A 26,710-nucleotide genomic window follows, 5' to 3' on the forward strand; every position below is an offset into this window, starting at 1 on the left:
GCGGTGAGGCCCGGGACCTCCGCACAGGTCCCGGGCCGGTCCCGCGCGGCCGCGGGGCTACTTCAGCAGCGCCTTGCGCAGCCGCAGCGCCCGGCGCGCCAGCCGGCGGACCCTCGGGTGGCGGGGGACCGGCAGGCCGCCCGGCAGGTCGAGGACGGTGAGCCGGCGGCGGGTGAAGTGGTGCCGGGTGCGCTCGGCGTACGGCCCGGACAGGTGGCGCACCGCCGCCTCCCGCAGGTCGGCCCTTATGTTCGGCTGCATCGCGAAGCCGACCGCGGCGACCAGGTCGTCGAGCCGGGCGGCGTCCGTCACCGGCTCCTCGTCGTCGGGGCCGGGGACCAGCGGCGGCAGGACCGCGTCGACGACCGTCAGCGGGATCCGGTTGCTGTTCTGGAACGGGGTGAGCCGCTGGAGCAGCTCCCGGGTGCCGACCCGGGCGACCGGCAGGCCGTAGAAGGTGCGGGCGGTCATCAGCGCCGTCGAGAAGCAGCCGACGACCAGCGCGGGCCGCAGCTCGCGGTAGAGCACCTCGGCGAGGACCGGGCGGGTCTCCACGGTCAGTTCGGCGCCGAGCCGGGCCGCCTCCTCGGCCAGCGTGGCCGTCCAGGAGTCGGGGGCGGTGGGATGCGGCTTGAAGACGAGCGCGCGGTGGCCGCGGGCGACCGCGCCGCGCACCATGCTCAGGTGCAGTTCCTCCTCCTCGGCGGCCGTCATCAGGTTGAGCGCGGCCAGGTACTGGCCGAGGAGCAGCGCGGGGCCCTCGTCGCCGCCGGCCGGGGCGTCGGTGCCGGCCAGTTCCGCGACGGCCTTGGTGAACGCCTCCACGGGCACGGTCTCGGGCACCGCGCCGAACTCGCCGAGGAGCAGCGGCCGCAGGCCCGGCACCAGGTCGAGGTGGAGGAGGCGGGCGGCGCGGCCGCCGATCAGCGGGTCGATCTTGTTGCGGGTCGGCCCGTAGCTCATCAGGCCGTCCGCGTAGACGGTGAGGGCCGCCTCCGGGAGCAGGGTGGCGATGGCGAGGGCGGGGGTGACCTGGATGGACTCCAGGACCAGCTCGATCCGGTCGTCGCCGAGTCCCCACAGCTTGTGGAGGTGGCGCTGGAGCATCGGCACGTCCTGGCCGCGCGGGGTCCAGCCGCCGGGGTGGAGCGGGGAGATGGTCTCGTTCCAGGAGACCACCTCGTCGAAGCGGTCGCGGATCCGGTCGAAGCCCTCGGCCTCGTCGAAGGCCGGGGTGGTCTCCGGGACGGGCGCGTTGTGGGTGACGAGGAGGATCCGCCGGGCGGCGGCGCCGAAGCAGCCGCTGTCTATGGCGGCGGCCAGGGTGACCGCGCCGTAGAGGGTGGACGCGGCGAAGATCTGGGTCGTACGGCGCTCGCTCACGCGGCCACCTCCGAGGGGGTCGTGCCGGCCACCGGACCCCGGCCGCCCGGCGGGGCCGGCGGTGGGGGCGCGGGGCGCCGGCGGCGCAGTCTGCGCAGGACCGCGGCCCGGTCGCCGCCCATAGCGGTCAGCGCCTGGTCGAGGACGTCCTGCGGCATCCGGCGCAGCGCGCCGGCGCTCATCGCCTTCAGCTGTTTGGCCACGTCCGGCTCGAACTTCTCGATGGAGCCGATGTGATGGGCGATGACCGCGCAATAGGTGCGGACGGCTTTCGGGAGAAAGCGGTCCGCTTCCCTGTCCTTCGCGGTCTCCTCGATCACCAGGTCGAATGCGCGGATGAAATCCAATTGCCGGACGTCGCCGATCTGGGTGAGCGAGGTCGCCACTCCGCGCCGGTAGAAGACGCCGAGTTCGCCGATGGCGGCGAAGGATTCCGCCTCGCGGTGCAGCCGCCAGATCCACGGCCGGTCCTCGGCGGTGCGCAGGCCGTGCGGGAAGTGCAGCAGGCCGCGGTCGAGGAGCCGGCGGTGGTAGATCCCGGCCCAGGCGAAGGGGTAGTCGACGGAGGTGGTGCGGTGGGCGGGGAGGATCGCCTCGCGCGGGTCCAGGACCTCGGCGCGGCGCGGGACGGGCACCCGGCGGACGGAGCGGGCGCGGCCGGTGACCGAGGTGTGGTCGGTGCGCAGGAAGTCGCAGCCGAGGTCCTCGGCGGCCGCGACCAGCCGTCCGTAGTAGCCGGGGGAGAGCCAGTCGTCGCCGTCGAGGAAGGCGAGGTACTCGCCGCGGGCGGCGTCGAGGCCCGTGTTGCGGGCCGTCGCCAGGCCCTCGTTCCGTTCGTGCCGGATCAGGCGGGCGCCGGGCAGTTCGCGTACGGCCCGTTCGAGGATCTCCGGGGTGTCGTCGGACGAGCAGTCGTCGACGAGGAGGAACTCGAAGTCGTCGCGGGCGTTGGCGCGCAGACTGGCGAGGGTGTCGGGGGCGTATGTCTGCACGTTGAAGAACGGCACGACGACGGAGAGCTTGACCACGCGGCCGACGCTAGGCGGCCGCCCGGCCGCCCCGCCGACCGTCCGGGGGATTTTCGGTGAACACGAAGCGGCGGGCTGATTAACCGCCTTTACCCAAGGGGATTTCGGGCCGTCCAACGGCTGAATCCCGGGCCGCTTCAGATCGCGGAGAGGTGCTGTTCACCGTTTGTTGCGGCTCAGTTGGGCCGTTGACCGGAATGGACTTCTAGCGTCCTCGACGTGCCAGCAAGTTCCAGTGAAGCGGTACGGGTCGCCGTACTCGCGGATTCCGACACCCGGTGGAAATGGGGTGCGCTCACCGCGCGCCGCATCACCCCGGCGGACGCCTCAGGTTCCGAAAAGGAGCCGACCGGTTTCGTCCTCCGCGGCCGGGCCACTCCCACCGCCCGCCAGCTCGCCGAGACGGGGGCCTCCACGGCCGCCCCGCGCGAGGTGACCGGCGCGGAGTTCCTGCGCGAGGTGCGGGACGCGGAGGCGCGCGGCGAGCGGTACGACGTCGTGGTCCTCGCACTGGTCGGCGGCACCGTCCGGGCCGTCCTCCAGGGCCTCGCCGACCTCGGTCTCGACCGCCGGCCGGTGATCGTCACCGGCTATGTCGGCGTGGTCTACGAGAAGCTGGCCGACGGACTGCTGCTGCGCCACGGCGCCGACGTCGTCCTCGCCAACTCCCGGCACGACGCGGACCGGTTCCGCGCCGTGTACGAAGGGGTCGGCGCGGGCGCCGGGTCGGTCGTCGAGGCAGCGCTGCCGTTCCTCGGCGGCGCCCCGCACCGCCCCGAAGAGGGCCGTGACACCCTGGTGTTCGCCGCCCAGCCGTCCGTCCCGGTCACCCGGACCGAGCGGGCGTACGTCCTGGAACGCCTGGTCCGGCACGCCCGGCTGCACCCGGAGCGCGAGGTCCTCCTCAAGCTCCGCTCCAAGCCCGGCGAGCACACCACGCACCTGGAGGAGCACCCGTACCAGCGGCTGGTGCGCGACCTCGACCCGCCCGCCAACTTCCGTCTGGTGTACGGGCACATGGGCGAGGTCCTGGACCGCACCGACCTGCTGGTCACCGTCTCCTCCACGGCCGCCCTGGAGGCCCTGCACCGCCGGATCCCCACCGCGATCCTCACCGACTGCGGGGTCCGCGAGGTCAACGGCAACCACCACTTCATCAGCTCCGGCCTCCTCACCTCCTTCGACCGGCTCGACCGGGGCGAGGTGCCCGAGCCCGACGAGGAGTGGCTGTCCCGGCAGGGCGTCGCGGCCGGAGGCTCGTACGCCGCCGCCTTCGACGCCGCCCGGGAGCGGGTCGCGACGCTGCTCGCGCTGCCCGAACTGCCCCCGATCAGCCCCTACTACACCGCGGAGACGGCCCCCGGCTACCTGCCGGGGATCCTCGCCCGCCACCGCCTGGACGTCACCGCGCCCCCGGTCCGCGACAGCGGGCTGCGCCGGATCGTCCGCGAGGCGGCGCGCGGCGCCTACCGCCACGGCGTCCAGCGCGTGGCCCCCGTCGTCCGACGCCTGGGAGAACTGTGATGACCGTGAAGAAGCCGAGCCCCACCGTGCTCGCCGTCATCCCCGCACGGGGCGGCTCCAAGGGCGTCCCCGCCAAGAACCTCGCCCCGGTCGCCGGGATCCCGTTGGTCGGCCGGGCGGTCCGGGCCTGCCTCGGCGCGGTCGGCGTCACCGACGTCGTCGTCTCCACCGACGACCACGCCATCGCCGCCGCCGCCCGCTCCTTCGGCGCCGAGGCGGTCCAGCGCCCCGCCGCCATCGCCGGCGACACCGCCACCAGCGAGTCCGCCGTCCTGCACGCCCTGGACGCCTTCGAGGCCACCGCGGGCCGCACCGCCGACGTGGTCCTCCTCGTCCAGTGCACCAGCCCCTTCCTGACCTCCGCCGAGGTCGCCGAGGCCGTCGCCCGGATCGTCGACGGGGAGGCCGACACCGCCTTCACCGCCGCCCCCTCGCACGGCTTCCTGTGGAAGGAAACGGCCGACGGCGCCACCGGCGTCAACCACGACAAGGCGCACCGCCCGCGCCGCCAGGACCGCGAGCCCGAGTACCTGGAGACCGGCGCCGTCTACGCGATGGACGCGGCCGGCTTCCGCACCCACGGGCACCGCTTCTTCGGCCGCACCGCGCTCGTCGTCACCGACCCGGCGCGCGTCCTGGAGATCGACGACCCGCACGACCTGGCCCGCGCCAAGGCCCTCGCGCCGCTCCTCGACGAGCCGGTCACCCCCGGCTTCACCGACGTCGACGCGGTCGTCCTCGACTTCGACGGCACCCAGACCGACGACCGGGTCCACCTCGACGCGGAGGGCCGGGAGTTCGTCTCCGCCCACCGCGGCGACGGCCTCGGCATCGCGGCCCTCCGCCGCGCCGGACTGCCCGTCCTCATCCTCTCCACCGAGCAGAACCCCGTCGTCGCCGCCCGCGCCCGCAAGCTGAAGATCCCCGTGCTGCACGGCATCGACCGCAAGGACCTCGCCCTCAAGGAGTGGTGCGAGGCCGAGGGCATCGACCCCGCGCGCGTCCTCTACGCCGGCAACGACGTCAACGACCTGCCCTGCTTCCACCTCGTCGGCTGGCCCGTCGCGGTGAGCAGCGCCCACGACTCCGTCCGGGCCGCGGCCCGCGCGGTCACCGCCACCCCGGGCGGCTTCGGAGCGATCCGCGAGATCGCCGCCTGGCTCCTCGGACCCGAGCTGAACACCCCCACCACCACCCCTGCCGAATAAAGGAAGCACCACCATGAACACCCGTCTGCGCACCCTCGGCTCGAAGACCGCCGGCCCGGGTCAGCCCGTCTACATCACCGGCGAGATCGGCATCAACCACAACGGCGACCTCGAGAACGCCTTCAAGCTGATCGACGTGGCCGCCGAGGCCGGCTGCGACGCCGTCAAGTTCCAGAAGCGCACCCCCGAGATCTGCACCCCGCGCGACCAGTGGGACATCGAGCGCGACACCCCCTGGGGCCGGATGACGTACATCGACTACCGCCACCGCGTCGAGTTCGGCGAGGACGAGTACCGCCAGATCGACGAGCACTGCAAGAAGCGCGGCATCGACTGGTTCGCCTCCCCGTGGGACACCGAGGCCGTCGCCTTCCTGGAGAAGTTCGACGTCCCCGCCCACAAGGTGGCCTCCGCCTCCCTCACCGACGACGAGCTGCTGCGCGAGCTGCGCGCCACCGGCCGCACGGTCATCCTCTCCACCGGCATGTCGACGCCGAAGCAGATCCGCCACGCGGTCGAGGTCCTGGGCAGCGACAACATCCTGCTCTGCCACGCCACCTCCACCTACCCGGCCAAGGCCGAGGAGCTGAACCTGCGCGTCATCCAGACGCTCCAGGACGAGTACCCGAACGTCCCGATCGGCTACTCCGGCCACGAGACCGGCCTGCAGACCACCCTCGCCGCCGTCGCCCTCGGCGCCACCTTCGTCGAGCGCCACATCACCCTCGACCGCGCCATGTGGGGCTCGGACCAGGCCGCCTCCGTCGAGCCGCAGGGCCTGGAGCGCCTCGTCCGCGACATCCGCACCATCGAGACCGCGCTCGGCGACGGCGTCAAGAAGGTGTACGAGTCGGAGCTCGGCCCGATGAAGAAGCTCCGCCGCGTCCAGGAGCCCGTCTCCGCATGACCGGCCGACTGGCGTTCGTCGAGAGCCCCGTCCAGCTCCTGAACGTCCTGGAGTGGGCGCACGCGCGCGGCCGGGGTCCCGCCCCCGCCCCGCCCGCCCCCCCGCCCCCGCGCCCACGCCCGAGCCGGACACCGCGGCGGCCTCCGCCCCGGTGTCCGGCCCCGGTGCCGCCGACGACCTCAGGATCGTCGTCCTCTCGCCGACCGACCCCATGTCGCGGGGCCAGCTGCGCCGGATGGCCCAGCTCGCCCGGGACGAGGGGTTCGCCGTGCACTGGCAGGAGGCGCGGGCCGGGCGCGGCGCGCTCGTGCGGACCCTGCGGGAGCTCGGCGGGCCGCTGCGCTCCGCCGACCGCGTGATCGTCGGCGACCCGTTCTCCCGTTACGTCCAGCTGCTGCTGACCCTGTTCGGCCCCCGGCACGTCACGGTCGTCGACGACGGCACCGCGACCATGGAGTTCGCCGCCCAGCTCGCGGGCGGGGAGCGGCTGGTCCGCTGGCACCGCAAGGGCGACCTCGGGCCGCGCGAGCTGGTCCTCGCCCCGGTCACCTCGCTGGCCCGCCGCCGGCTGGCCCCCGGGCCCGGCCGGACCGTGGAGATCTTCACCTCGCTGCCCGTGCAGGCGCCGCCCGGCACCGAGGTCACCGAGAACTCCTACGCGTGGACCCGGGAGCGCTTCGGACCGCCCCCGCTCACCGGTGGCGCCGACCTCGTGGGCACCTCGCTCGTCGAGACCGGGGTGGTCGACGCGGAGCACTACCTCCGGGTGGTCGGGCAGCTGGCCCGCACCCACGGCGCCACCCGCTACTTCGCCCACCGCCGCGAGACCCCGGAGAAGCTGCACCGGGTCGCGGTCGAGACCGGCCTCCAGGTGGTCCGCCCGGACCTGCCGCTGGAGCTGATCGCCCGGCGCGGCCCGATCGGCGCCACCATCGTCAGCTTCCCGTCCACGGTCGTCCACACCCTGCCGCTCGCGCTGGCGGGCACGGGGGTCAAGGTGGCGGTCTGCGAGATCGCGCCGGAGTGGCTGAAGGCCACCGCCTCGCCCCGGGCCCAGGGCTTCCTCGCGGGCGTCGCCGGCACGGCGTCGGGGGCGGACCGGCTCACCCCGCGCAACGCGTCGGCGGTCGACCGGCTCGAATTCGGGTGACCATACCCATACGGAGTGTGTCCCATGCACGGCAAACCGAGATTCTTTCCCCTAACGGGCTGAAGTTTTCGTGATCAACGGGCAGTTGATCACCGGATGGGCCTACGCTTCAAAGGGTGAACCAGTTGAAGTCCCGTGAGCCCGGATCCGTCACCCTGCCCGGAACGCTGTCCTCCGCCCTGCGCGACGAACTGATCGCCTTCCGCAGGGACTTGCACATGCACCCGGAGCTCGGCAACCAGGAGTTCCGTACCACCGCCGCGCTCAAGGCCCGCCTGGAGGCGGCCGGCCTGGCGCCGCGCGTCCTCCCGGGCGGCACGGGCCTCATCTGTGACATCGGCACCTACGACGGCGGGCGCCCCATGCTCGCCGTCCGCGCCGACCTCGACGCCCTGCCCATCCCCGACGCCAAGACCGTCGCGTACCGCTCCACCGTTCCCAACCGCGCCCACGCCTGCGGCCACGACGTGCACACCACCACCGTCCTCGGCGCCGGCCTGGTCCTCGCCGAGCTGGAGCGCGAGGGCCGGCTGCCCCGCCCGGTGCGGCTGCTCTTCCAGCCCGCCGAGGAGGTGCTGCCGGGAGGCGCGGCCGACGCGGTCGCGGCCGGCGTCCTCGACGGCGTCGGCCGCATCATCGCCGTCCACTGCGACCCCAAGGTCGACGCGGGGAAGATCGGGCTGCGCACCGGTCCCATCACCTCCGCCTGCGACCGCCTGGAGATCACCCTCGACGGCCCCGGCGGCCACACCGCCCGCCCGCACCTCACCACCGACCTGGTCACCGCCGCCGCCCGGATCGCCACCGACGTGCCGGCCGTGCTCGCCCGCCGGGTCGACGCCCGCTCCGGACTCTCGGTCACCTGGGGCCGGATCGAGGCCGGCCACGCGCCCAACGTCATCCCGCAGCACGCCGAACTCTCCGGCACCGTCCGCTGCCTCGACCTGCCCGCCTGGCGCGACGCCCCCGACCTGGTGCACGCCGCCGTCGACGAGGTCGCCGCGCTGCACCGGGCCAAGTCCACGGTGAACTACGTCCGGGGCGTCCCGCCGGTGGTCAACGACCACACGGTCGCCGAACTGCTCCGGGAGGCCATGACCGCCCGGTGCGGCGTCGACTCGGTCGAGGACACCGAGCAGAGCCTCGGCGGCGAGGACTTCTCCTGGTACCTGGAGCACGTGCCCGGCGCGATGGCCCGGCTCGGCGTCCGCACCCCCGGCGATCCGCGCGTACGCGACCTGCACGCGGGCGACTTCGACGTCGACGAGCGGTGCATCCGGACCGCCGTGGAGCTCTTCACCGCCGCCGCGCTGATCGACGCCGACGCGAGCTGAACCCCCGGGGCACCGCCTCCCGCCATGCGTGGGGCGGTGCCCCGATCTCGGCTGATGACACGGGGTTGCGCCTTGATCGCGAAGCGTGTACGGGTACTGTGACCCGTGGGTTCGCGTCGATACGGTAACGACTCATGAACGGGTCTTTAACTGACATCTACGCGCGTTACGATCGCCGCAAAGCCAGCGCCGGAAGAGGCGCTTTCGGTCAGTCTTGAAGGGACCCTCCTCTTGCGCCGGATCACCAGGATCACCACCGTGGGCATCGCCTCCGCGGCGCTCGCGCTCTCCGCGACCGCCTGCGGCAAGTCGTCCTCCGACGGCGGCTCCGACTCCGACTCGAAGGCCGCCAAGGCCGCCATCGCGTACGACATCGGCGGCCGTGGCGACCAGTCCTTCAACGACGCCGCCTACGCGGGCCTGAAGAAGGCCGAGGACGAGCTCGGCGTCAAGGGTGCCGAGGCCGAGCCGTCGTCCGGTGAGGGCGACGCCGACAAGGTGCAGCGCCTCACCTCGCTGGCCCGCGCCGGCAACAACCCGGTCATCGGCGTCGGCTTCGCCTACGCCCCGGCCATCGAGAAGGTCGCCAAGCAGTTCCCGGACACGACCTTCGGCATCATCGACGACACCTCGGTGACCGGCAAGAACATCGCCAACCTCGTCTTCAACGAGGAGCAGGGCTCCTACCTGGCCGGCGTCGCCGCCGCCAAGGCGTCCAAGTCCGGCACGGTCGGCTTCATCGGCGGTGTCGAGGTCCCGCTGATCAAGAAGTTCGAGGCCGGCTACGTCCAGGGCGTCAAGGACACCAACCCCAAGGCGAAGGTGCTCACCCAGTACCTGACCCAGCCGCCGAACTTCGACGGTTTCGCCAAGCCCGACCTGGGCAAGGCCGCCGCGGAGGGCCAGCTCGACAAGGGCGCCGACGTCGTCTACGCCGCCGCCGGTCTCGCCGGCTCCGGTGCGATCGAGGCCGCCTCCAAGGCCGGCAAGTGGTCCATCGGCGTCGACTCCGACCAGTACAACCAGGCGGGTCTCGCCGAGTACAAGGACTCGATCCTGACCTCGGTCACCAAGGACGTCTCCGACTCGGTCTACAACCTGATCAAGTCGGTCAAGGACGGCAAGCCGCAGACCGGTGAGGTCCGCTACGGTCTCGCCACGGACGGCGTCGGCCTGGCCGACTCCAACCCGAAGTACAAGTCGATGACCGACCTCATCGCCGCGGTGGACAAGGCGAAGAAGGACATCGTCGACGGCAAGATCACGGTCAAGACCGCTCCGTAAGGCGCGCAGCTCACGACCTGTTGCCCGCGGGCCCGGCCCCATTCCCGTACGGGTTTTCATTTTTCGGCAGCGCTACGCGTGTAGATGTCGCACCGGCACGATAACTTCGCCCCGCCCTGCCCTCCGCTCCCACTCCTTTCGGCCAAGGAGAGTGCGTCATCAACGCGTCCAGCCCCCCTGCCGTGGAACTCCACGGCATCACCAAGCGCTTCCCCGGCGTCGTCGCCAACAAGGACATCGCGATCACCGTCCGCAAGGGCACGGTCCATGCCCTCATCGGTGAGAACGGTGCCGGCAAGTCGACCCTCATGAAGATCCTCTACGGCATGCAGAAGCCGGACGAGGGCACCATCGCCATCGACGGTGAGCAGGTCTCCTTCTCCAGCCCCGGCGACGCGATCGCCCGCGGCATCGGCATGGTGCACCAGCACTTCATGCTCGCCGACAACCTCACCGTCCTGGAGAACGTCGTCCTCGGCGGCGAGAAGCTGTACGGCATCGGTGCCAAGGCCCGCAAGAAGATCAAGGAGATCTCCGACGCGTACGGCCTCGGCGTCCGTCCCGACGCCCTCGTCGAGGACCTCGGCGTCGCCGACCGCCAGCGCGTGGAGATCCTCAAGGTCCTCTACCGTGGCGCGAAGATCCTCATCCTCGACGAGCCGACCGCCGTCCTGGTCCCGCAGGAGGTCGACGCGCTCTTCGACAACCTGCGCGAGCTCAAGGCCGAGGGCCTGACCGTCATCTTCATCTCGCACAAGCTGGGCGAGGTCCTGAAGGTCGCCGACGACATCACCGTCATCCGGCGCGGCACCACCGTCGGCACCGCCGACCCGAAGACCGCCACCACCAAGCAGCTCGCCGAGCTGATGGTCGGCAGCGAGCTGCCCTCCCCGGAGACCCGCGAGTCGACCGTCACCGACGTCGCCATGCTCCAGGTGCAGGGGCTGACCCTGCTGGAGGGCGGGGCCACCGGCGCCCCGCTGACCACCGCCGCCCCCGCGGACCCGTCGAGCACGACGGTCGTCCCGGAGGTCGCGGCCGGCCGCAAGCTGCTCGACGACATCTCGCTCACCATCCACAAGGGCGAGATCCTGGGCATCGCCGGCGTCGAGGGCAACGGCCAGACCGAGCTCATCGAGGCCCTGATGGGCATGGCCACCCCCGACGCGGGCGTCATCTCCCTCGACGGCGAGGACATCTCCAAGGTCTCGGTGCGCAAGCGCCGCGAGGGCGGCATCGGCTACATCCCCGAGGACCGGCACCGCCACGGCCTGCTCCTGGAGGCCCCGCTCTGGGAGAACCGCATCCTCGGCCACGTCACCGAGGCCCCGAACTCCAAGCGCGGCATCCTCGACCCGAAGGCCGCCCGCAAGGACACCGAGCGGATCGTCCGCGAGTACGACGTCCGCACCCCGGGCATCGACGTGACCGCGGCCTCCCTCTCCGGCGGCAACCAGCAGAAGCTGATCGTCGGCCGCGAGATGAGCCACAACCCCAAGTTCCTGATCGCCGCCCACCCCACCCGCGGTGTGGACGTCGGCGCGCAGGCGCAGATCTGGGACGCGATCCGCGACGCCCGCCGCGAGGGCCTGGCGGTGCTGCTGATCTCCGCCGACCTCGACGAGCTGATCGGCCTCTCCGACACCCTCCGGGTCATGTACCGCGGCAAGCTCGTCGCGGACGCGGACCCCGCCACCATCACGCCCGAGGAGCTGGGCTCCGCCATGACCGGCGCGGCCTCCGGCCACCTCGAAGGCACCGAGCAGTCCGAAGACGGTGACGCCCGATGATGAAATTCGACAAGGACAAGCTGATCATCGGGGCCGCCGGCCCGGTGCTCGCGCTGGTCTCCTCGTTCGTGCTCACCATGCTGGTGCTGCTCGCGACGGGCCTCGACCCGATCGAGCCGATCCAGCTGATGATCGACAACGCCGGCTACTCGGACATCCAGGTCCTGATCGTCAACCAGACGGGGATCTACTACCTGGCAGCCCTGGCCGTCGCCATCGGCTTCCGGATGAACCTCTTCAACATCGGCGTCGACGGCCAGTACCGCCTCGCCGCGATGGTCTCGGCCGTGGTCGGCGCCTCGGTCGAGCTGCCGGGGCCGCTGCACATCCTGCTGATCGTGGTCGTCGCGATCCTCACCGGCGCCTTCTGGGCCGGCATCGCCGGCATCCTGAAGACCACCCGCGGGGTCTCCGAGGTCGTCTCGACGATCATGCTGAACGCCATCGCGACCTCGCTGATCGCCTGGCTGATCCTGCCGAAGAACCTCGGCGTCCAGCCCGAGGGCTCCAACGACCTGACGACCGGCGAGATCGCCGAGTCCGGCTGGTTCCCCGGCATCGACATGGGCCAGGGCAACGGCGAGATCTACGGCTTCACCTTCGTCGCCCTCGCCCTCGGCGTCGTCTACTGGTTCGTCCTCAACCGCACCCGCTTCGGCTTCGACCTGCGCGCCACCGGCGAGAGCGAGTCCGCGGCCCAGGCCAGCGGCGTCGACGCCAAGAAGATGATCCTCACCTCGATGCTCATCTCCGGCGGTCTCGCGGGCCTCTCCGGCATGCCCACGCTGCTCGGCGACACCCACACGTACAGCCTGTCCTTCCCGGTCGGCGTCGGCTTCACCGCCATCACGATCGCGCTGCTCGGCCGGAACAACCCGGTCGGCATCCTCTTCGCCGCGCTGCTCTTCGCGTTCCTCGACAAGGCGTCCTCGTCGCTCGACGTCGAGGGCTACCCGAAGGAGATCACGCAGATCATGCAGGGCATCATCGTGATCGCCGTGGTCGTCTCCTACGAGCTCGTCCGCCGTTACGGCACCCGCCGCCAGCAGCAGAAGGTCGGCGAGGAGCTGGCCGCCGGCGGCGCCATCAAGACCGACAAGGAGGTCTCGGCATGAGCACCGGTACCGTCGCCAAGCCGAGCGCCGCTCCCAAGAAGACCGGGCGCCGCAAGCTCACCTGGCCCTGGATCCTGCTGATCGTCGCGGCCGGCCTCGTCCTCTTCTCCCTCGTCCGCGTCATCTCCGGCGCCGACGACCTGACCTCCGTCGGCCAGGTCTCCGGCGCGCTCCGCCTCGCCGTGCCGATCGGCATGGCCGGCCTCGGCGGCCTGTGGGCCGAGCGCGCGGGCGTGGTCAACATCGGTCTCGAAGGCATGATGATCCTGGGCACCTGGTTCGGTGCCTGGGCCGGCTACCAGTGGGGCCCCTGGGTGGGCGTCCTGCTCGGTGTGCTCGGCGGCGCGCTCGGCGGCCTGCTGCACGCGATCATCACGATCACGTTCAACGTGAACCACATCGTCTCCGGTGTGGCGATCAACATCCTCGCGGCCGGCTTCACCATGTACCTCTCGAACTTCACGTTCGCGGAGGCCGAGGGCGGCTCCTCCAAGCAGTCCCCGCGCATCGACCCGATCACCGACATCACCATCCCGGGGCTTTCGGACTGGCTGGCCGACCTCCAGCAGAAGCACTGGTTCCTGATCTCCGACCTCGCCGGCATCCTCGGCGGCCTGGTCACCGACCTGTCGCTGCTCACCGTCGTCGCGATCCTGCTGATCCCGGCCACCTGGTGGGTGCTCTGGCGCACCGCCTTCGGCCTGCGGCTCCGCTCCTGCGGTGAGAACCCGGTCGCCGCCGAGTCCCTCGGCGTCAACGTCTACAAGTACAAGTACATCGCCGTCACCATGTCCGGCGCCCTCGCCGGCCTCGGCGGCGCGTTCCTGGCGATCGTCTCCACCGGCATCTACCAGGAGGGCCAGACCGGCGGCCGCGGTTACATCGGTCTCGCCGCGATGATCTTCGGCAACTGGATGCCCGGCGGCATGGCGCTCGGCGCCGGCCTCTTCGGCTTCACCGACAGCCTCAAGATCCGCGGCGGCGCCGAGAACGTCCACGCGCTGCTGCTGCTCGTCGCGATCCTCCTGGTGCTTGCCGCCGCCTGGCAGCTGTACAAGAAGAAGTACGTGCCCGCCGTGGTCTCCGCCGTCTTCGCGGTCGGCTTCTTCCTCTGGTACGCGCTCACCGACCAGGTCCCGAGCCAGTTCGTCGACGCCGCCCCGTACATCACCACCCTGCTCGTGCTGGCCCTGTCCGCACAGCGGCTGAGGATGCCGAAGGCGGACGGTCTGCCGTACCGGAAGGGCCAGGGCAAGTGACCACCGCCCTGTCCGAGGCCGACTGGGAGGCCCTGCGGGTCACGGCCCGGGACGCGATGTCCCGCGCCTACGCCCCGTACTCCGGCTTCCCGGTCGGGGCCGCCGCCCGCGTCGACGACGGGCGGACGGTCTCCGGCTGCAACGTGGAGAACGCCTCCTTCGGGCTCGGCCTGTGCGCCGAGTGCGGCCTGGTCTCGCAGCTCCAGGCCACCGGCGGCGGCCGGCTCACCCACTTCGTCTGCGTGGACGGCCGGGGCGAGTCGCTGGTGCCCTGCGGCCGGTGCCGGCAGCTCCTGTACGAGTTCGGCGGCCCCGACCTCGTCCTGGAGACGCCCGCCGGGTTCGTCACCCTGGCGGAGATGCTGCCGCAGGCGTTCGGCCCCGACCACCTCGCCAAGTAGCACACCGGAGCGGCCCTTCCGGCACGATGGAAGGGCCGCTCCTTCCGTTCCCCCCTCTATGCGCGTAGAAAGAGGCACCACGACATGGACGTCATCTCCGTCATCCGCACCAAGCGGGACAAGGGCGAGCTGAGCCCCGAGCAGATCGACTGGGTCATCGACGCCTACACCCGCGGCGCGGTCGCCGACGAGCAGATGTCCGCCCTGGCGATGGCCATCCTGCTCAACGGCATGAACCGCGACGAGATCGCCCGCTGGACGGCGGCCATGATCGCCTCCGGCGAGCGCATGAACTTCGACTCGCTCTCCCGCCCGACCGCCGACAAGCACTCCACCGGCGGCGTCGGCGACAAGATCACCCTCCCGCTCGCCCCGCTCGTCGCCGCCTGCGGCGCGGCCGTCCCGCAGCTCTCCGGCCGCGGCCTCGGCCACACCGGCGGCACCCTCGACAAGCTGGAGTCCATCCCCGGCTGGCGCGCGCTGCTCTCCAACGAGGAGATGCTGCACGTCCTCGACACCACCGGCGCGGTCATCTGCGCGGCCGGCGACGGCCTCGCCCCCGCCGACAAGAAGCTGTACGCGCTCCGCGACGTCACCGGCACGGTCGAGGCGATCCCGCTGATCGCCTCCTCGATCATGTCGAAGAAGATCGCCGAGGGCACCGGCTCCCTCGTCCTCGACGTCAAGGTCGGCACCGGCGCCTTCATGAAGACCATCGAGGACGCCCGCGAGCTGGCCTCCACCATGGTCGCGCTCGGCACCGACAGCGGCGTGAAGACGGTCGCGCTCCTCACCGACATGTCGACCCCGCTCGGCCTCACCGCCGGCAACGCCCTGGAGGTCCGCGAGTCGGTCGAGGTTCTGGCCGGTGGCGGCCCCCAGGACGTCGTCGACCTGACGATCGCCCTCGCCGCCGAGATGCTGGCCGCGGCCGGCATCAAGGACGCCGACCCGGCGAAGGCCCTCAAGGACGGCTCCGCGATGGACCACTGGCGCCGGATGATCGCGGCCCAGGGCGGCGACCCGGACGCGGCCCTCCCGGTCGCCCGCGAGCAGCACGTCGTCACGGCCCCGTCCTCGGGCGTCCTGACCCGCCTCGACGCGTACGACATCGGCATCGCCGCCTGGCGCCTCGGCGCCGGCCGCGCCCGCAAGGAGGACCCGGTGCAGGCCGGCGCGGGCGTCGAGCTGCACGCCAAGCCGGGCGACACGGTGACGGCGGGCCAGCCGCTCCTCACCCTCCACACGGACACCCCGGAGAAGTTCGACTACGCCCTGAAGTCCCTGGACGCCGCCTGGGACATCGCCCCCGAGGGCACCGACTTCACCCCGACCCCGATCGTCCTGGACCGCATCGCGTAACGGCCCTGGCATGTGCCGCTGACACCTTCGGGTGAACGGGACCGGTGGACCCCCACCGGTCCCGTTCGGCATGCTGGGATCGGTGACGACCGATTGAGGAGCACACCATGAGCGCACTCGCTGCCGAGCCCCACGCCGACGCGGGCAACGGCTGGGAGGACCTGGTCCGTCGCTGGGAGTCGATGGACTGGCCCGAGGGCTGCAAGGTGGAGATCATCGAGGGGATCATCACCGTGGCACCCACGCCATCCGGCCGGCACAACAGCATCGCCTACCGGGTTCTGAGGCGGCTCGCACCCGTCATCCCCGAGGACTGGGGCGTCTACCAGACGCAATCCGTCTCGATTCCGAGCCGCATGAGCGCCTTCGTCCCCGACCTCCTCGTGGCTCCTCTGGCCGAACTGGACGAACCCGGCCATCTCATCCCCGCCACAACGGGGGAACTCGTCGTCGAGGTCACCTCTCCGTCGAACGCGAGCACCGACCGGATCACGAAGGCCGCCGCGTACGCGGAAGCCGGAGTGCCGCTCTACCTCCTGATCGACGCCCACGCCCCCGGCGGCCCCACCGTCACCCTCTACGGCGAACCGAAGGGCGACGTCTACCGGGTCCTGGGCGCGGTCCCGTTCGGCGAGGAGATCCACCTCCCCGCCCCCTTCGACCTCACCCTCGACACGAGCGAGTTCCCCGTCAGCTGACCCCCATCAGCCCCGGCAGCCGCCGCATGTCGTCAAAGACCACCGTGCCCGCCCCCTCCAGCCGGTGGGCCGGGGTCAGACCCCCCGTGTAGCCGTACGCCCGCATCCCCGCCGCCCGCGCCGCGCGGACCCCGTACGGGCTGTCCTCCACCACCGCGCACCGCTCCGGCGCCACGCCCATCGTGGCGGCGGCGTGCAGGAAGAGGTCCGGGGCCGGCTTGCCCCGCGCGACATCGCGGGCGCTGAAGACCCGCCCCTCGAAGCGGTCGAGCAGGCCCGTGCGGGTGAGGTTGCGGCGGATCTCGACGTGGCTGCCGTTGGAGGCCAGGCAGTACGGGACCGACAGGGCGTCCAGGACCTCCGTCACCCCCTCGACCGCCGTCAGCTCGGCGTCGAGCACCGTCTCGTACCGGATCCGGTACGGCTCCTGCCAGCCCGGCTCCAGCGGCCGGCCCCGCCGCTCCTCGACGAGGGCCGTCCAGATCTCGTGCGGGGAGCCCACGAAGTGCTCGACCAGCTCCGCCTCGGTGAACTCGGCCCCCAGCTCGGCGAAGACCTCCCGGTCCACCCGGCAGTAGAGCCGCTCGCTGTCCACCAGAACGCCGTCACAGTCGAAGATCACCAGTTCGACGGGGTGAGAAGTCATGATCGCGAGCCTAGCGCGATGACTTTCCCGCCCTCCGGCGGTCACCCCCTCGTGGACACCAGTCAGCCCCTCGTCATGACCCTGCCCGCCGCGCCCACCCGCGAGGAGGTCGCCCGGCTCTGCGCCGAGCTGGCCGCCGCCCCGCCCGGGGACGTGCGGTGCGAGGTCGACCCGCGCGCCCACGGCCTCCCGGCCCTCGACGCGCTGGCCCGCCTGGCGCTCGCGGCCCGGCGCGCGGGCCACCGGCTGACCTTCGACGGAGCGGGACCCGACCTCACGGCCCTGCTCCGCCTCACCGGCCTGGACGAGGTCCTCTGACTACGCCTCCAGCCGCTCCGGCAGGTCGAAGAGCGGGAACCAGCGCGGGGTGTCCAGGAAGAAGTCCATCCCGGCCACCTTCCCGTCCCGCAGCTCCAGGACGATCAGGGCCCACGGGCTGTAACCGCCCTCCGGGTCCGGGTGGTAGTGCGCGAAGGCCGGCGAGCCGTTGGCGACCGTCGGCACCAGCTTCGAACCGCGGCAGACGTCGCCGACGCCGAGCATCCAGCCCACGATGTTCTCGTGGCCCTGGAGCCAGAGGTCGAACGGCGGCATGGTCATGGTCGCGTCCTCGTGGAGGAGCGCGGTCAGCGCCTGCATGTCGTAGCCCTCGAAGGCGGCCACGTACCGCTCCAGGAGCGCCTGCTGCTCCTCGTCCAGCGGGTTCGCCGCGTCGGACTCGGCGGGGGCCTGCTCGGCGATGGTCGCCCGGGCCCGCTGGAGCGCGCTGTTCACCGAGGCGACCGAGGTGTCGAGCAGCTCGGCGACCTCGGCCGCCTTCCACGCGAGCACCTCGCGCAGGATGAGCACGGCCCGCTGCTTCGGCGCCAGGTGCTGGAGCGCGGCGACGAAGGCGAGCCGCACGGTCTCCCGGTGCAGCGCCGCCTCCGCCGGGTCGCCGACGGTGGGCAGCACGCGCCCGTCCGGGATCGGCTCCAGCCAGGTGATCTCCGGCTGCTTGACGAGCTGCGCCTGCGCGACCGGCGTCGGCCCGGACAGGTCCATGGGCCGCGCCCGCTTGTTCCCCGCGTTCAGCGCGTCCAGGCAGACGTTGGTGGCGATCCGGTAGAGCCAGGACCGCAGCGACGAACGCCCCTCGAAGGAGTCGAGCGCCTTCCAGGCCCGCACCATCGTGTCCTGCACCGCGTCCTCGGCCTCGAAGGAGGACCCCAGCATCCGGTAGCAGTAACCGGTCAGCTCACGCCGGTACTTGTCGAGTTCATCGGTCGTCACCACGGCGGTCTCGCCCATCGCGTCCCCACTCACCCCTCACCGGCACCCGTTCGGTGCCGGTGAGAGCGAAGCTACCGCAGCGCACCGACAGCCGGGGTCAGGTTCCCGGCTTGCGCCCGTACACGTAGACGTCGTCGCCGTTGCGCAGCAGGTTCCAGTACGCCTTGGCGTCGGCCGACCGCATGTTGACGCAGCCGCCCGAACCCGGCGGGTTCCACATCGACTTGGTGGTGGAGTGGAACGCCTGGCCGCCGTCGAAGAACTGCGAGTACGGCATCGAGACGTGGTAGATCGTCGACCAGTGGTTGATGTTCCGCCAGTAGATCTTCTTCAGGCCGGTCCGGGTCTCGGTGCCGTCCTTGCCGGTGCGCACCGGCACCGGGCCGTACTTGAGGCGCGAGCCGTCCTGGATCCAGCTGAGCTGGCGGGTGAGGTCCACGCAGGCGATCCGGCCCTTGTTGGTCGGACACTTGCCGGCCTTGTTCGGGTTGGTCCCGGCCGCCTTCTGCTGGATCATCGTGTTCATGGTGCGCCAGGTCAGCGGCCCCGCGTAGCCCATGGTCGGCGTGATGCCGTGCTTGCGCTGGAACGCCTGGATGGCCTGGCAGTCGCCGAGCGACTGGCGCCCGTCGACGGTGCGGCCGAGGAACTTCTCGACCTGCTTCTGGTACGGGCCCGTCGTCACGTTGCACGACGCGGCCTGGGCCGGCGAGGCGCCCAGCACGAGGGCGGCCGGAACGAGCAGCGAGGTGAGGCCGGCGGCTATGCCGGCTCTCTTCCCCGCTCGGCGCGTGAATCCGTTCATGATCGTCAACTCCCCCTTGAGTCCTGATATTTGGGACGTGCGGGGGAGGGGTCCGGTTGCGCCGGGACCGAACCCGTGACAAGGCGGTCACACGGCCGTGCTCAGGCCGTCACCGGGCGGATCCGCCGCGCCTCGACGCGGGCGCTGTGCGACCCGTACAGGGTGATCGAGACGACGCCGACCACCGCCACCAGACCGATCGTGACCGTCCCGGCCCAGCCGCCCGCGTGGAAGGCGATCGCGCCGAGCGTGCCGCCCGCGCTGGAGCCCAGGTAGTAGGCGGACTGGTAGAGCGCGGACGCCTGCGCCCGCCCGGTCCTCGCCGTCCGGCTCACCGCGGACGACGCCACCGCGTGACCCGCGAAGAAGCCGGCGGTGATGAGGACCAGGCCCGCCAGGACCGCGGCCAGCGACTCGGACAGCGAGAGCAGCAGGCCCGCCGTGGTCGTGGAGACCGCCAGGTAGAGGGCCCCGCGCCGGCCCAGCCGGCCGACCAGCCTCCCGGCCGCCGCCGAGGAGACCGTACCGACCAGGTAGACCAGGAAGATCGAGCCGACCACGCCCTGCGGCAGCGAGAACGGGGCCTCCGCCAGCCGGTAGCCGATCACCGTGTACACGGCGCCGAAGACCGTCATGAACAGCGCGCCGATCCCGTACAGCCGCATCAGCAGCGGGTCCGCGAGGTGCCCCTTCACCGTGGCCGCCAGCGCCCTCGGGTTCAGCGTGGCGGGGGAGAAGTGACGGGCCTTCGGCAGCAGCGCCCGGAAGGCGAGCGCGCACACCAGGGAGGTCAGGCCGACGGCGGCGAGCCCCGCCCGCCAGCCCCACAGCTGCGCCACCCAGCCGGTGACAAGGCGGCCGCTCATCCCGCCGATCGAGTTGCCCGCGACGAAGAGGCCGATGGCGCCGATCAGCGCCCGGGGCCGCACCTCCTCGGCCAGGTACGCCATCGCCGAGGCCGGCAGGCCGGCCAGGGCCGCGCCCTGCAGCGCCCGCAGCGCGATCAGGACCTCCAGGCTGGGCGCGAACGGCACCAGGAGCGACACGCCCACCGCGACCGAGAGGGAGGCGGTCATCATCGTGCGCCGGCCGAAGCGCTCCGACAGCGCGCTGAGCGGCAGCACGCACAGGGCGAGCGCGCCGGTCGCGGCGGAGACGGTCCAGGAGGCGGCCGAGGCGGTGGCGCCGAACTCGGCGGAGATCGCCGGGAGGAGGGCCTGGGTGGAGTAGAGGAGGGCGAAGGCGGCCAGTCCGGCGGCGAAGAGCGCGAGGCTCATCCGGCGGTGGCCGGGGGCGCCCGGGGCGAGGCGGGTGTCGGCTGCGGTGTCGGCGGACGCGGCGGTGGCGGCGTCCGCCTTGGTACTGGCGGAAGGCATGCCACGAACGTAGGCCGACCACGATTCATGCGTCCAATGCACGGAACTGCTGTAATCGTTCCCATGGCGCATGAGTACAGGTCACAGGCCCGGCTGTCACCGAACAGTAACGAAGAAGACATGGGACCGCTGCTGGCGCCGCGGCTCGCCTACTTCGCCGCGGTCGCCCGGCACGAGCATGTGACCAGGGCGGCGGCCGAGATGGGCGTCCCGCAGTCGACGCTCTCCCGGGCGATCGTCCGGCTCGAAGCGGACCTCGGCGTCGCCCTGTTCGCCCGGCGCGGCCGGACCGTCGCGCTCACCCCGGCGGGCCGCCGCTTCCTGACCGCCGCCGAGCGCGCCCTCGCCGAGGTCGAGCGGGCCGCCGACACCGTACGGGCCGACGCCGACCCCACGGCCGGCCGGGTCGCCTTCGGCTTCCTGCACACCATGGGCTCGGAGACCGTGCCCGCGCTGATCCGGGCCTTCCGGGTGGACCACCCGAAGGTCCGCTTCACCCTCGTCCAGAACTACGGCGAGGCGATGATCGAACGGCTCCGCGCCGGCGAGCTGGACCTCTGCCTGACCTCTCCGGTGCCGGACGCCCCCGACCTGGTCGGCCGCCGGGTCGACGAGCAGCGGCTGCGGCTCGTCGTCCCCGACGACCACCGGCTGGCCGGGCGCCGCCGGATCCGGCTCGCCGAGGCCGCCGAGGAGACCTTCGTGACCCTCGAACCGGGGTACGGGCTCCGCCGCATCACCGACGACCTGTGCGCGGAGGCCGGCTTCACGCCCCGGGTCGCCTTCGAGGGCGAGGAGGCCGAGACCCTGCGCGGCCTGGTCGCGGCCGGCCTCGGGGTGGCACTGCTGCCGCCGCCGGCGGTGGCCCGCCCCGGGGTCGTCGAACTGACCGTGACCGCCCCGCGCGCGGTCCGCGAGATCGGCGTGGCCTGGCTGGACGGCCACCCGGACACGCCCCCGGTGGCCGCCTTCAAGAAGTTCCTGCTGAGCCGCCGCGGCCACCTCCTCCCGAAGGAGTCCCGGCCGCCGCAGGAGGAGTAGTCAGCGCCGCCGCGCGCCGGTCCCGAAGCCGGCCGCCAGCGGCATCCGCAGGCCGATCGGGGGCGGGGCCGCCATCGCGTCGGTCAGCGGGCGGGTGACCGGGCGGGCGAAGAGCGCGCCGAGCACGAAGTCGGCGGCGAGCGCCCGCACCTCGTCGGCGTACTGGCGCAGCCCGTGCCCGTCCGTGTGCACCTCGAAGCGGCAGGTCTCCCGGTTGGCCTTCTTGGCCCGCGCCGCGTACCGGAAGGACAGCTCGGGGTCGGTGCGGGCGTCGTTGGTGCCGTGCACGACGAGCACCCGCCGCCCGACCAGCTGCCGTACGGGTTCGGGCTCGGCGGCCACGTCGTCCTCGGGCAGCCAGGGCGCGAGCGCCAGGACCGCCCCGACCGCCGGATGCCCGGCCGCCCGCAGCGCCGCCCGGGCGCCCATGCCGTGGCCGATCAGACAGACCGGGACGTCGCCGTAGCGCCGCACCGCCTCGGCCACCGCCCAGGAGGCGTCGGCCGCGAGCTCCGCGTCGGTGCCGTTCCAGCCGCGCCCCCGGTAGCGCACGACCTGGGCGACCAGTCCCTCCGACCGCCCCGCGCGGGCGAGTTCGCGCCCCAGCGGCAGGGCGGCGGCGTGCGCCCTGGCCGAGGCGCGGCGCCCCGACACCGCCTCCCCGTCCGGCAGGAGCAGCGCCACGCCGCCCACCGCCGCCACGGACCGCGAAACCCCGACAGGCCGACCGAGCCGGGGTCTCCGGCCGTCGGCAGTCCCCACGAGTGCGTACTGCGCCATCAGATTCCTCCCGAAAGGGGACGTCCGGCTGTGGCCGGAGGGGGAATTTCGTCCTCGGACCCGACGCGCACGGCGCCGGATCCCGCTCCGTCCTCCGCCCACGGCAGACGGTCGCAAAGTGGTAGCATCTTGGTTGTGGCTAGAGGTGATCGCAGGGAGTCGCTGAACCTTCGCGTCGCTCCTGAGCTGAAGCGGCAGATCGAGGCATACGCCGAGCGCGTGGGCATCTCGATCAACGCTGCTGCATGTGTTCTCCTCGCCGACGGCCTGCGGGCCGAACGAAGGCGCGAGCGGTGATCCGCGCGTACAAATTCCTGCTGCGTCCCACCGCCCGTCAGATCGTCGCGATGGCTGAGATGCTGAGGGATCACTGCTCCCTCTACAACGGCGCATTGCAGGAACGCCGCGATGCCTACCGGCACATCTCGAAGACGAGCCTCACGTACGGGCAGCAGTCCGTGCAGCTCAAGGCGATCCGATCCTTCGACCAGGAGCGGCAGGGGCGCTGGTCGTTCTCCTCGCAGCAGGCGACCTTGCGCCGCCTGGACAAGGCGTTCGCCGCGTTCTTCCGTCGGGTCAAGGCGGGGCAGACGCCGGGCTACCCCCGGTTCAAGGGTGTCGGCCACTTCGACACGGTGGTGTTCCCGAAGGATGGCGACGGCTGTCGCTGGGACTCCACCCCCCACGACCCCGTGACCCGCGTCCGACTGCAAGGCATCGGGCACGTACGTGTGCACCGGCACCGGCCCGTGCGCGGCCGGGTCAAGACGATCGGCGTGAAGCGCGAGGGCAACCGCTGGTACGTCGTCCTGTCCTGCGACGAGGTGCCGGCCGAACCCATGCCTGAAACGGGCGCGGTGGTCGGCATCGACATGGGCATCAGTCACTTCCTGACCACCTCCGCCGGCGAACACGTCATCAACCCGCGTTTCCTCGAAGCGGCCGCCGACGACCTGGCCGAAGCACAGCGGTACCTCGCGACGTTCCCCCAGCGCACCAGGCGACGCACCAGGGCGCATCGGGCCGCAGCGCGGCGCGTGGCGAGGATCCACGCGAAGATCCGGCGCCAGCGGCTGGACCACGCGCACAAGACCACGCACGCCCTCGTACGAGACCACGACGTGATCGCGCATGAGCGGCTGAACACGGCAGGCATGACCCGCACGCCCAACCCCAGGCCCGACCCCGACAACGACGGCGCGTTCCTCCCGAACGGCGCCGCTGCCAAAGCGGGTCTGAATCGATCGATCCTCGACGCGGGTTGGGGGATGTTCCTCGCGATCCTCGCCGACAAGGCTGAAAGAGCCGGTCGGACCGTCATCGCCGTGGACCCCCGCAACACTTCCCGGTCGTGCCCCGCGTGCGGGCACACCGCGCAGGAGAACCGCGTCACCCAAGCGAAGTTCCAGTGCACGGCGTGCGGGTTCGCGGCGAACGCGGACCACGTCGGTGCGACGAACGTCCTCAACAGGGCCGGGCTGGCCCTCTGCGACGTGGCCTAGCCGCCGACACAGGAAGCCCGCGCGTCGATGCGTGGGTGGAGTCACGACAGAACAGTCTCAGAAGCGGAGGTGTACGGCAGTCGTACGCGCGGTCTCTGTTACGTATCGTCCGGTGAGCGAACGCCCCTACCCTCTACGCCCGTTCGAAGCAGTGGACGGCGCCGACGGGGACGAAGCCGCGCCGCTCGTACCAGTGGCGCGGCCAGTCGTCGGCCAGCGCCGACAGGAAGACGGTGGCGCAGCCGGCTTCGGCGGCCATGCGCAGCGCCGTGTCCAGGACCACCTCGGCGTGCCCCTGCCGCAGGTGGGAGGCGGCCGTCACCAGGTCCTCGATCTGGGCCGTCCCGGAGGCCGGGTCCAGATACAGGTCGCCCCAGGAGGCCACCTCGCCCCACTCGTCGTGGGAGGCGAGGAACCGCACGTCGGGGGCGCCGCGCCGGCGGGCGGCCCGCCGCTCGACCAGGTCCCGGATCACTTCGTCGCCCGCCTCCGGCAGGAACCGGCGCCAGCTCTCCGCGAGCGGTCCGCGCAGGGCCGGGAGGTCCACCTCCCGCGCCCCGCCGAGCTCCGGGACCGGGCCGGTGTGACGCATCAGGAGCACCTTCGCGCAGTCGTACCCGGCCCGGGTCAGCGGCTCCGAACAGGCCGCGGCGGTCGCCTCGTCGAGCACGTACACCGCCCGGTGCGGGAGGTGGGCCAGGAGTTCCTCGGTGCGGGCGGGAAGGGCTCCGGGGTCGGTGGGGCCGTCGACCAGGACGTGGTTGTCGCCGCGCGACAGCGCGTAGGCGTCGTCGAGGGCCGCGAAGCCGCCGGGGAAGTCGACGGTCCGGGCCGCCTGCCGGCGGGTGAAGGCGGACACGAAGGCGTGGATGCGCCGGAGTTCGGCGGCGGCGACGGCGGCGGTCATACGGCCAGCGTAGGCGGCCGCGGCCGCGCGCCGCACCGGAAAATCCCGCTCCGCGCGCGGCGCCGACAAGGCGCGTTCTACGCGCGTAGGGGCTAGAGTGCGGCAATGACGAGCCAGACATCCCACGTCCCCACCGCGGACCAGATCCGCCGTGCCCCGAAGGTGCTGCTCCACGACCACCTCGACGGCGGACTGCGCCCCGGCACGATCATCGAACTCGCCCGCGAGCAGGGCTACTCGAAGCTGCCCGAGACCGAACCCGACAAGCTCGGCATCTGGTTCCGCGAGGCCGCCGACTCCGGTTCCCTGGAGCGGTACCTGGAGACCTTCGCGCACACCTGCGCCGTCATGCAGACCCGCGAGGCGCTCTTCCGGGTCGCCGCCGAGTGCGCCGTGGACCTGGCCGAGGACGGCGTCGTCTACGCCGAGGTGCGGTACGCCCCCGAGCAGCACCTGGAGGCCGGGCTGACCCTGGAGGAGGTGGTCGAGGCGGTCAACGAGGGCTTCCGGGAGGGCGAGCGGCGGGCCCGTGCCGCCGGGCACCGGATCCGGGTCGGCGCCCTGCTCACCGCCATGCGGCACGCGGCCCGCGCGCTGGAGATCGCGGAGCTGGCCAACCGCTACCGGGACGACGGCGTCGTCGGCTTCGACATCGCGGGCGCCGAGGCCGGCTACCCGCCCACCCGGCACCTCGACGCCTTCGAGTACCTCAAGCGGGAGAACAACCACTTCACGATCCACGCCGGCGAGGCGTTCGGCCTCCCCTCCATCTGGCAGGCCCTCCAGTGGTGCGGCGCCGACCGGCTCGGCCACGGCGTCCGGATCATCGACGACATCGAGGTCGCCGACGACGGCGAGGTGCGGCTCGGCCGGCTCGCCGCCTACGTCCGCGACAAGCGGATCCCGCTGGAGATGTGCCCGACCTCCAACCTCCAGACCGGCGCCGCCGACTCGTATGCGGAGCACCCCATCGGGCTGCTCCGCAAGCTCCACTTCCGGGCCACGGTGAACACCGACAACCGTTTGATGAGCGGCACCAGCATGAGCCGGGAATTCGAGCTCCTGGTCGACGCCTTCGACTACACGCTCGACGATCTCCAGTGGTTCACGGTCAATGCGATGAAATCAGCGTTCATTCCTTTCGATGAACGACTCGCGATGATCAACGACGTGATCAAGCCCGGATATGCCGAACTGAAGTCCGAGTGGCTTTTCCGGCAGACCGCCACGACCAGCGCTTCTTCCGGCCGGGAGGGCTGAGGGAAGGGGCGGCGAGGGCGCCGGATCCGCCGGGGGAGTGCGACACCCGGCGGTAATCCGGTGTTTGCGGAGCGGAGTCGGGGCGGTTAGTTTGCGGAACTCCTGCATGTCCGGATTCCTCTGTTCCGGATTTTCCTGACGCCCCGAAGCTCAGCTCTCCAAGCCAAGGATGATTTTCAGATGAAGCAGTCTGCCGCCAAGAAGCTCGGTGTCGCCGCTCTCGGTGCCGCATTCGCCGCTGCCGCCGCCGGCACGGCCTCCGCGGCCCCGCTCCCGGCGCTCGACGGCGTCGACGCCCTGGGCTCCGTGTCCCAGCTCGCCCCGCTGGGCGACGGTCTCACCACCCTCCCCGACGGCGCCGGCGAGTCCCTCTCCGCGGGCCAGGGCGCCCTCGGCCAGGGCCTCGACCAGGGCGTCAAGACCCTTCCCGAGGCGGCCGGCCAGGCCACCCAGAACCTGCCGACCGACGCCGCCACCGGCGCCCTCGGCGCCACCCCGCTCGGCCAGGTCACCGGTCTCCTCGGCGGCCTGCCGGTGGGCGCCGGCGGCCTGCCGATCGGCTGACCCACACCCCACGCCGAAGGGGGGGGGGCCCCGGGCCACCCCGGGGCGCGCCCCGGGGGGGGGGGGCCCCGCCCCCCGGCGCCACGCCGCCGCGCGCGGCGGGGGCGGGCGCGG

Annotated in this window: 24 protein-coding genes and 1 pseudogene; 17 read left to right on the forward strand and 8 right to left on the reverse strand. The window is 72.1% G+C overall.

The features are described from left to right. Nucleotides 1–57: 57 nt before the first annotated feature. Together ACFW1I_RS11175 and ACFW1I_RS11180 are read right to left on the reverse strand one after the other, a co-directional pair. Nucleotides 58–1,383 (reverse strand): polysialyltransferase family glycosyltransferase, encoded by a 1,326-nt coding sequence (locus tag ACFW1I_RS11175; RefSeq protein WP_384668750.1) that lies wholly within the window; start codon nt 1,381–1,383, stop codon nt 58–60. Beyond that, nucleotides 1,380–2,411 (reverse strand): glycosyltransferase family 2 protein, encoded by a 1,032-nt coding sequence (locus tag ACFW1I_RS11180; RefSeq protein ID WP_384668753.1) that lies wholly within the window; start codon nt 2,409–2,411, stop codon nt 1,380–1,382. Before ACFW1I_RS11180 ends, ACFW1I_RS11175 begins: the two co-directional genes overlap by 4 nt. A 219-nt stretch (nt 2,412–2,630) precedes the next feature. Here ACFW1I_RS11180 and ACFW1I_RS11185 point away from each other — a divergent pair, with 219 nt between their 5' ends. From ACFW1I_RS11185 to ACFW1I_RS11240, 12 genes and pseudogenes are all read left to right on the forward strand, one after another. Then, nucleotides 2,631–3,935 (forward strand): DUF6716 putative glycosyltransferase, encoded by a 1,305-nt coding sequence (locus tag ACFW1I_RS11185; RefSeq protein ID WP_384668756.1) that lies wholly within the window; start codon nt 2,631–2,633, stop codon nt 3,933–3,935. Then, the gene (locus tag ACFW1I_RS11190) at nt 3,935–5,143 is read left to right on the forward strand and encodes a cytidylyltransferase domain-containing protein (protein ID WP_384668759.1); all 1,209 of its coding nucleotides are present in this window, start codon (nt 3,935–3,937) and stop codon (nt 5,141–5,143) included. Before ACFW1I_RS11185 ends, ACFW1I_RS11190 begins: the two co-directional genes overlap by 1 nt. A 13-nt stretch (nt 5,144–5,156) precedes the next feature. Then, the gene (locus tag ACFW1I_RS11195; RefSeq protein WP_384668762.1) at nt 5,157–6,050 is read left to right on the forward strand and encodes an N-acetylneuraminate synthase family protein; all 894 of its coding nucleotides are present in this window, start codon (nt 5,157–5,159) and stop codon (nt 6,048–6,050) included. Then, nucleotides 6,047–7,200: pseudogene (locus ACFW1I_RS11200) on the forward strand (hypothetical protein). Before ACFW1I_RS11195 ends, ACFW1I_RS11200 begins: the two are co-directional and overlap by 4 nt. A 116-nt stretch (nt 7,201–7,316) precedes the next feature. Continuing rightward, nucleotides 7,317–8,534, forward strand: a complete 1,218-nt coding sequence (locus ACFW1I_RS11205) for an amidohydrolase (protein ID WP_384668765.1) — start codon at nt 7,317–7,319, stop codon at nt 8,532–8,534. A gap of 231 nt (nt 8,535–8,765) precedes the next feature. Next, a complete protein-coding gene (locus ACFW1I_RS11210; protein ID WP_384668767.1) occupies nt 8,766–9,818 on the forward strand; it encodes a BMP family protein in 1,053 nt (350 codons plus the stop codon). A 182-nt stretch (nt 9,819–10,000) separates the two neighbouring features. Further along, complete coding sequence (locus ACFW1I_RS11215) at nt 10,001–11,608, forward strand: ABC transporter ATP-binding protein (RefSeq protein ID WP_384668770.1); 1,608 nt, start codon at nt 10,001–10,003, stop codon at nt 11,606–11,608. Further along, nucleotides 11,605–12,723 carry an ABC transporter permease gene (locus tag ACFW1I_RS11220; RefSeq protein ID WP_384668772.1) on the forward strand — a complete coding sequence of 373 codons (1,119 nt, stop codon included), beginning with the start codon at nt 11,605–11,607 and terminating at the stop codon, nt 12,721–12,723. The genes ACFW1I_RS11215 and ACFW1I_RS11220 overlap by 4 nt, the downstream gene beginning before the upstream one ends. Continuing rightward, complete coding sequence (locus ACFW1I_RS11225; protein WP_384668775.1) at nt 12,720–13,982, forward strand: ABC transporter permease; 1,263 nt, start codon at nt 12,720–12,722, stop codon at nt 13,980–13,982. The genes ACFW1I_RS11220 and ACFW1I_RS11225 overlap by 4 nt, the downstream gene beginning before the upstream one ends. Further along, complete coding sequence (locus ACFW1I_RS11230) at nt 13,979–14,383, forward strand: cytidine deaminase (protein ID WP_384668777.1); 405 nt, start codon at nt 13,979–13,981, stop codon at nt 14,381–14,383. The genes ACFW1I_RS11225 and ACFW1I_RS11230 overlap by 4 nt, the downstream gene beginning before the upstream one ends. 84 nt (nt 14,384–14,467) lie before the next feature. Next, entirely contained in the window at nt 14,468–15,745 is a 1,278-nt protein-coding gene (locus ACFW1I_RS11235; protein ID WP_031009167.1) for a thymidine phosphorylase, read from the forward strand. Nucleotides 15,746–15,852: 107 nt separating this feature from the next. Next, nucleotides 15,853–16,443, forward strand: a complete 591-nt coding sequence (locus ACFW1I_RS11240; protein WP_384668781.1) for a Uma2 family endonuclease — start codon at nt 15,853–15,855, stop codon at nt 16,441–16,443. On the opposite strand, the gene ACFW1I_RS11245 is transcribed toward ACFW1I_RS11240, so the two are convergent. Continuing rightward, the gene (locus tag ACFW1I_RS11245) at nt 16,436–17,089 is read right to left on the reverse strand and encodes an HAD family hydrolase (RefSeq protein WP_384668783.1); all 654 of its coding nucleotides are present in this window, start codon (nt 17,087–17,089) and stop codon (nt 16,436–16,438) included. The two genes, ACFW1I_RS11240 and ACFW1I_RS11245, sit on opposite strands and share 8 nt — an antisense overlap. Nucleotides 17,090–17,107: 18 nt before the next feature. Between ACFW1I_RS11245 and ACFW1I_RS11250 the strand changes: the two genes are divergently transcribed. Then, entirely contained in the window at nt 17,108–17,407 is a 300-nt protein-coding gene (locus tag ACFW1I_RS11250; RefSeq protein ID WP_384668786.1) for an STAS domain-containing protein, read from the forward strand. On the opposite strand, the gene ACFW1I_RS11255 is transcribed toward ACFW1I_RS11250, so the two are convergent. The 3 genes from ACFW1I_RS11255 to ACFW1I_RS11265 all read right to left on the reverse strand — a co-directional run bounded on the left by ACFW1I_RS11255 (nt 17,408) and on the right by ACFW1I_RS11265 (nt 20,542). Continuing rightward, nucleotides 17,408–18,379: a sigma-70 family RNA polymerase sigma factor gene (locus tag ACFW1I_RS11255; protein WP_384668788.1), complete on the reverse strand. Its 972-nt coding sequence runs from the start codon at nt 18,377–18,379 to the stop codon at nt 17,408–17,410. Nucleotides 18,380–18,458: 79 nt separating this feature from the next. Continuing rightward, nucleotides 18,459–19,166, reverse strand: a complete 708-nt coding sequence (locus tag ACFW1I_RS11260; RefSeq protein WP_384668790.1) for a L,D-transpeptidase family protein — start codon at nt 19,164–19,166, stop codon at nt 18,459–18,461. Between the two features lie 101 nt (nt 19,167–19,267). Then, on the reverse strand, nt 19,268–20,542 hold the full coding sequence (locus ACFW1I_RS11265) for an MFS transporter (protein ID WP_384668792.1): 1,275 nt from the start codon (nt 20,540–20,542) through the stop codon (nt 19,268–19,270). Nucleotides 20,543–20,605: 63 nt separating this feature from the next. On the opposite strand from ACFW1I_RS11265, the gene ACFW1I_RS11270 reads away from it, so the two are divergent. Next, the gene (locus tag ACFW1I_RS11270) at nt 20,606–21,583 is read left to right on the forward strand and encodes a LysR family transcriptional regulator (RefSeq protein ID WP_384668794.1); all 978 of its coding nucleotides are present in this window, start codon (nt 20,606–20,608) and stop codon (nt 21,581–21,583) included. Here the strand turns inward: ACFW1I_RS11270 and ACFW1I_RS11275 are convergent, their stop codons facing one another. Next, entirely contained in the window at nt 21,584–22,363 is a 780-nt protein-coding gene (locus ACFW1I_RS11275; RefSeq protein WP_384668796.1) for an alpha/beta hydrolase, read from the reverse strand. It lies immediately after the preceding gene. Between the two features lie 293 nt (nt 22,364–22,656). On the opposite strand from ACFW1I_RS11275, the gene ACFW1I_RS11280 reads away from it, so the two are divergent. Further along, nucleotides 22,657–23,865, forward strand: coding sequence for an RNA-guided endonuclease InsQ/TnpB family protein (locus ACFW1I_RS11280; RefSeq protein ID WP_384668798.1), 1,209 nt, complete (start codon nt 22,657–22,659; stop codon nt 23,863–23,865). A 133-nt stretch (nt 23,866–23,998) separates the two neighbouring features. On the opposite strand, the gene ACFW1I_RS11285 is transcribed toward ACFW1I_RS11280, so the two are convergent. Continuing rightward, nucleotides 23,999–24,772: a GNAT family N-acetyltransferase gene (locus ACFW1I_RS11285; protein WP_384668800.1), complete on the reverse strand. Its 774-nt coding sequence runs from the start codon at nt 24,770–24,772 to the stop codon at nt 23,999–24,001. A gap of 105 nt (nt 24,773–24,877) precedes the next feature. On the opposite strand from ACFW1I_RS11285, the gene ACFW1I_RS11290 reads away from it, so the two are divergent. Continuing rightward, nucleotides 24,878–26,032, forward strand: coding sequence for an adenosine deaminase (locus ACFW1I_RS11290; RefSeq protein ID WP_384668802.1), 1,155 nt, complete (start codon nt 24,878–24,880; stop codon nt 26,030–26,032). A 180-nt stretch (nt 26,033–26,212) separates the two neighbouring features. Continuing rightward, nucleotides 26,213–26,596 carry a hypothetical protein gene (locus ACFW1I_RS11295; RefSeq protein ID WP_384668805.1) on the forward strand — a complete coding sequence of 128 codons (384 nt, stop codon included), beginning with the start codon at nt 26,213–26,215 and terminating at the stop codon, nt 26,594–26,596. The last annotated feature ends 114 nt before the right edge of the window (nt 26,597–26,710 follow it).

The sequence above is a fragment of the Streptomyces sp. NPDC058955 genome (assembly GCF_042741435.1).
Lineage (GTDB): Bacteria > Actinomycetota > Actinomycetes > Streptomycetales > Streptomycetaceae > Streptomyces.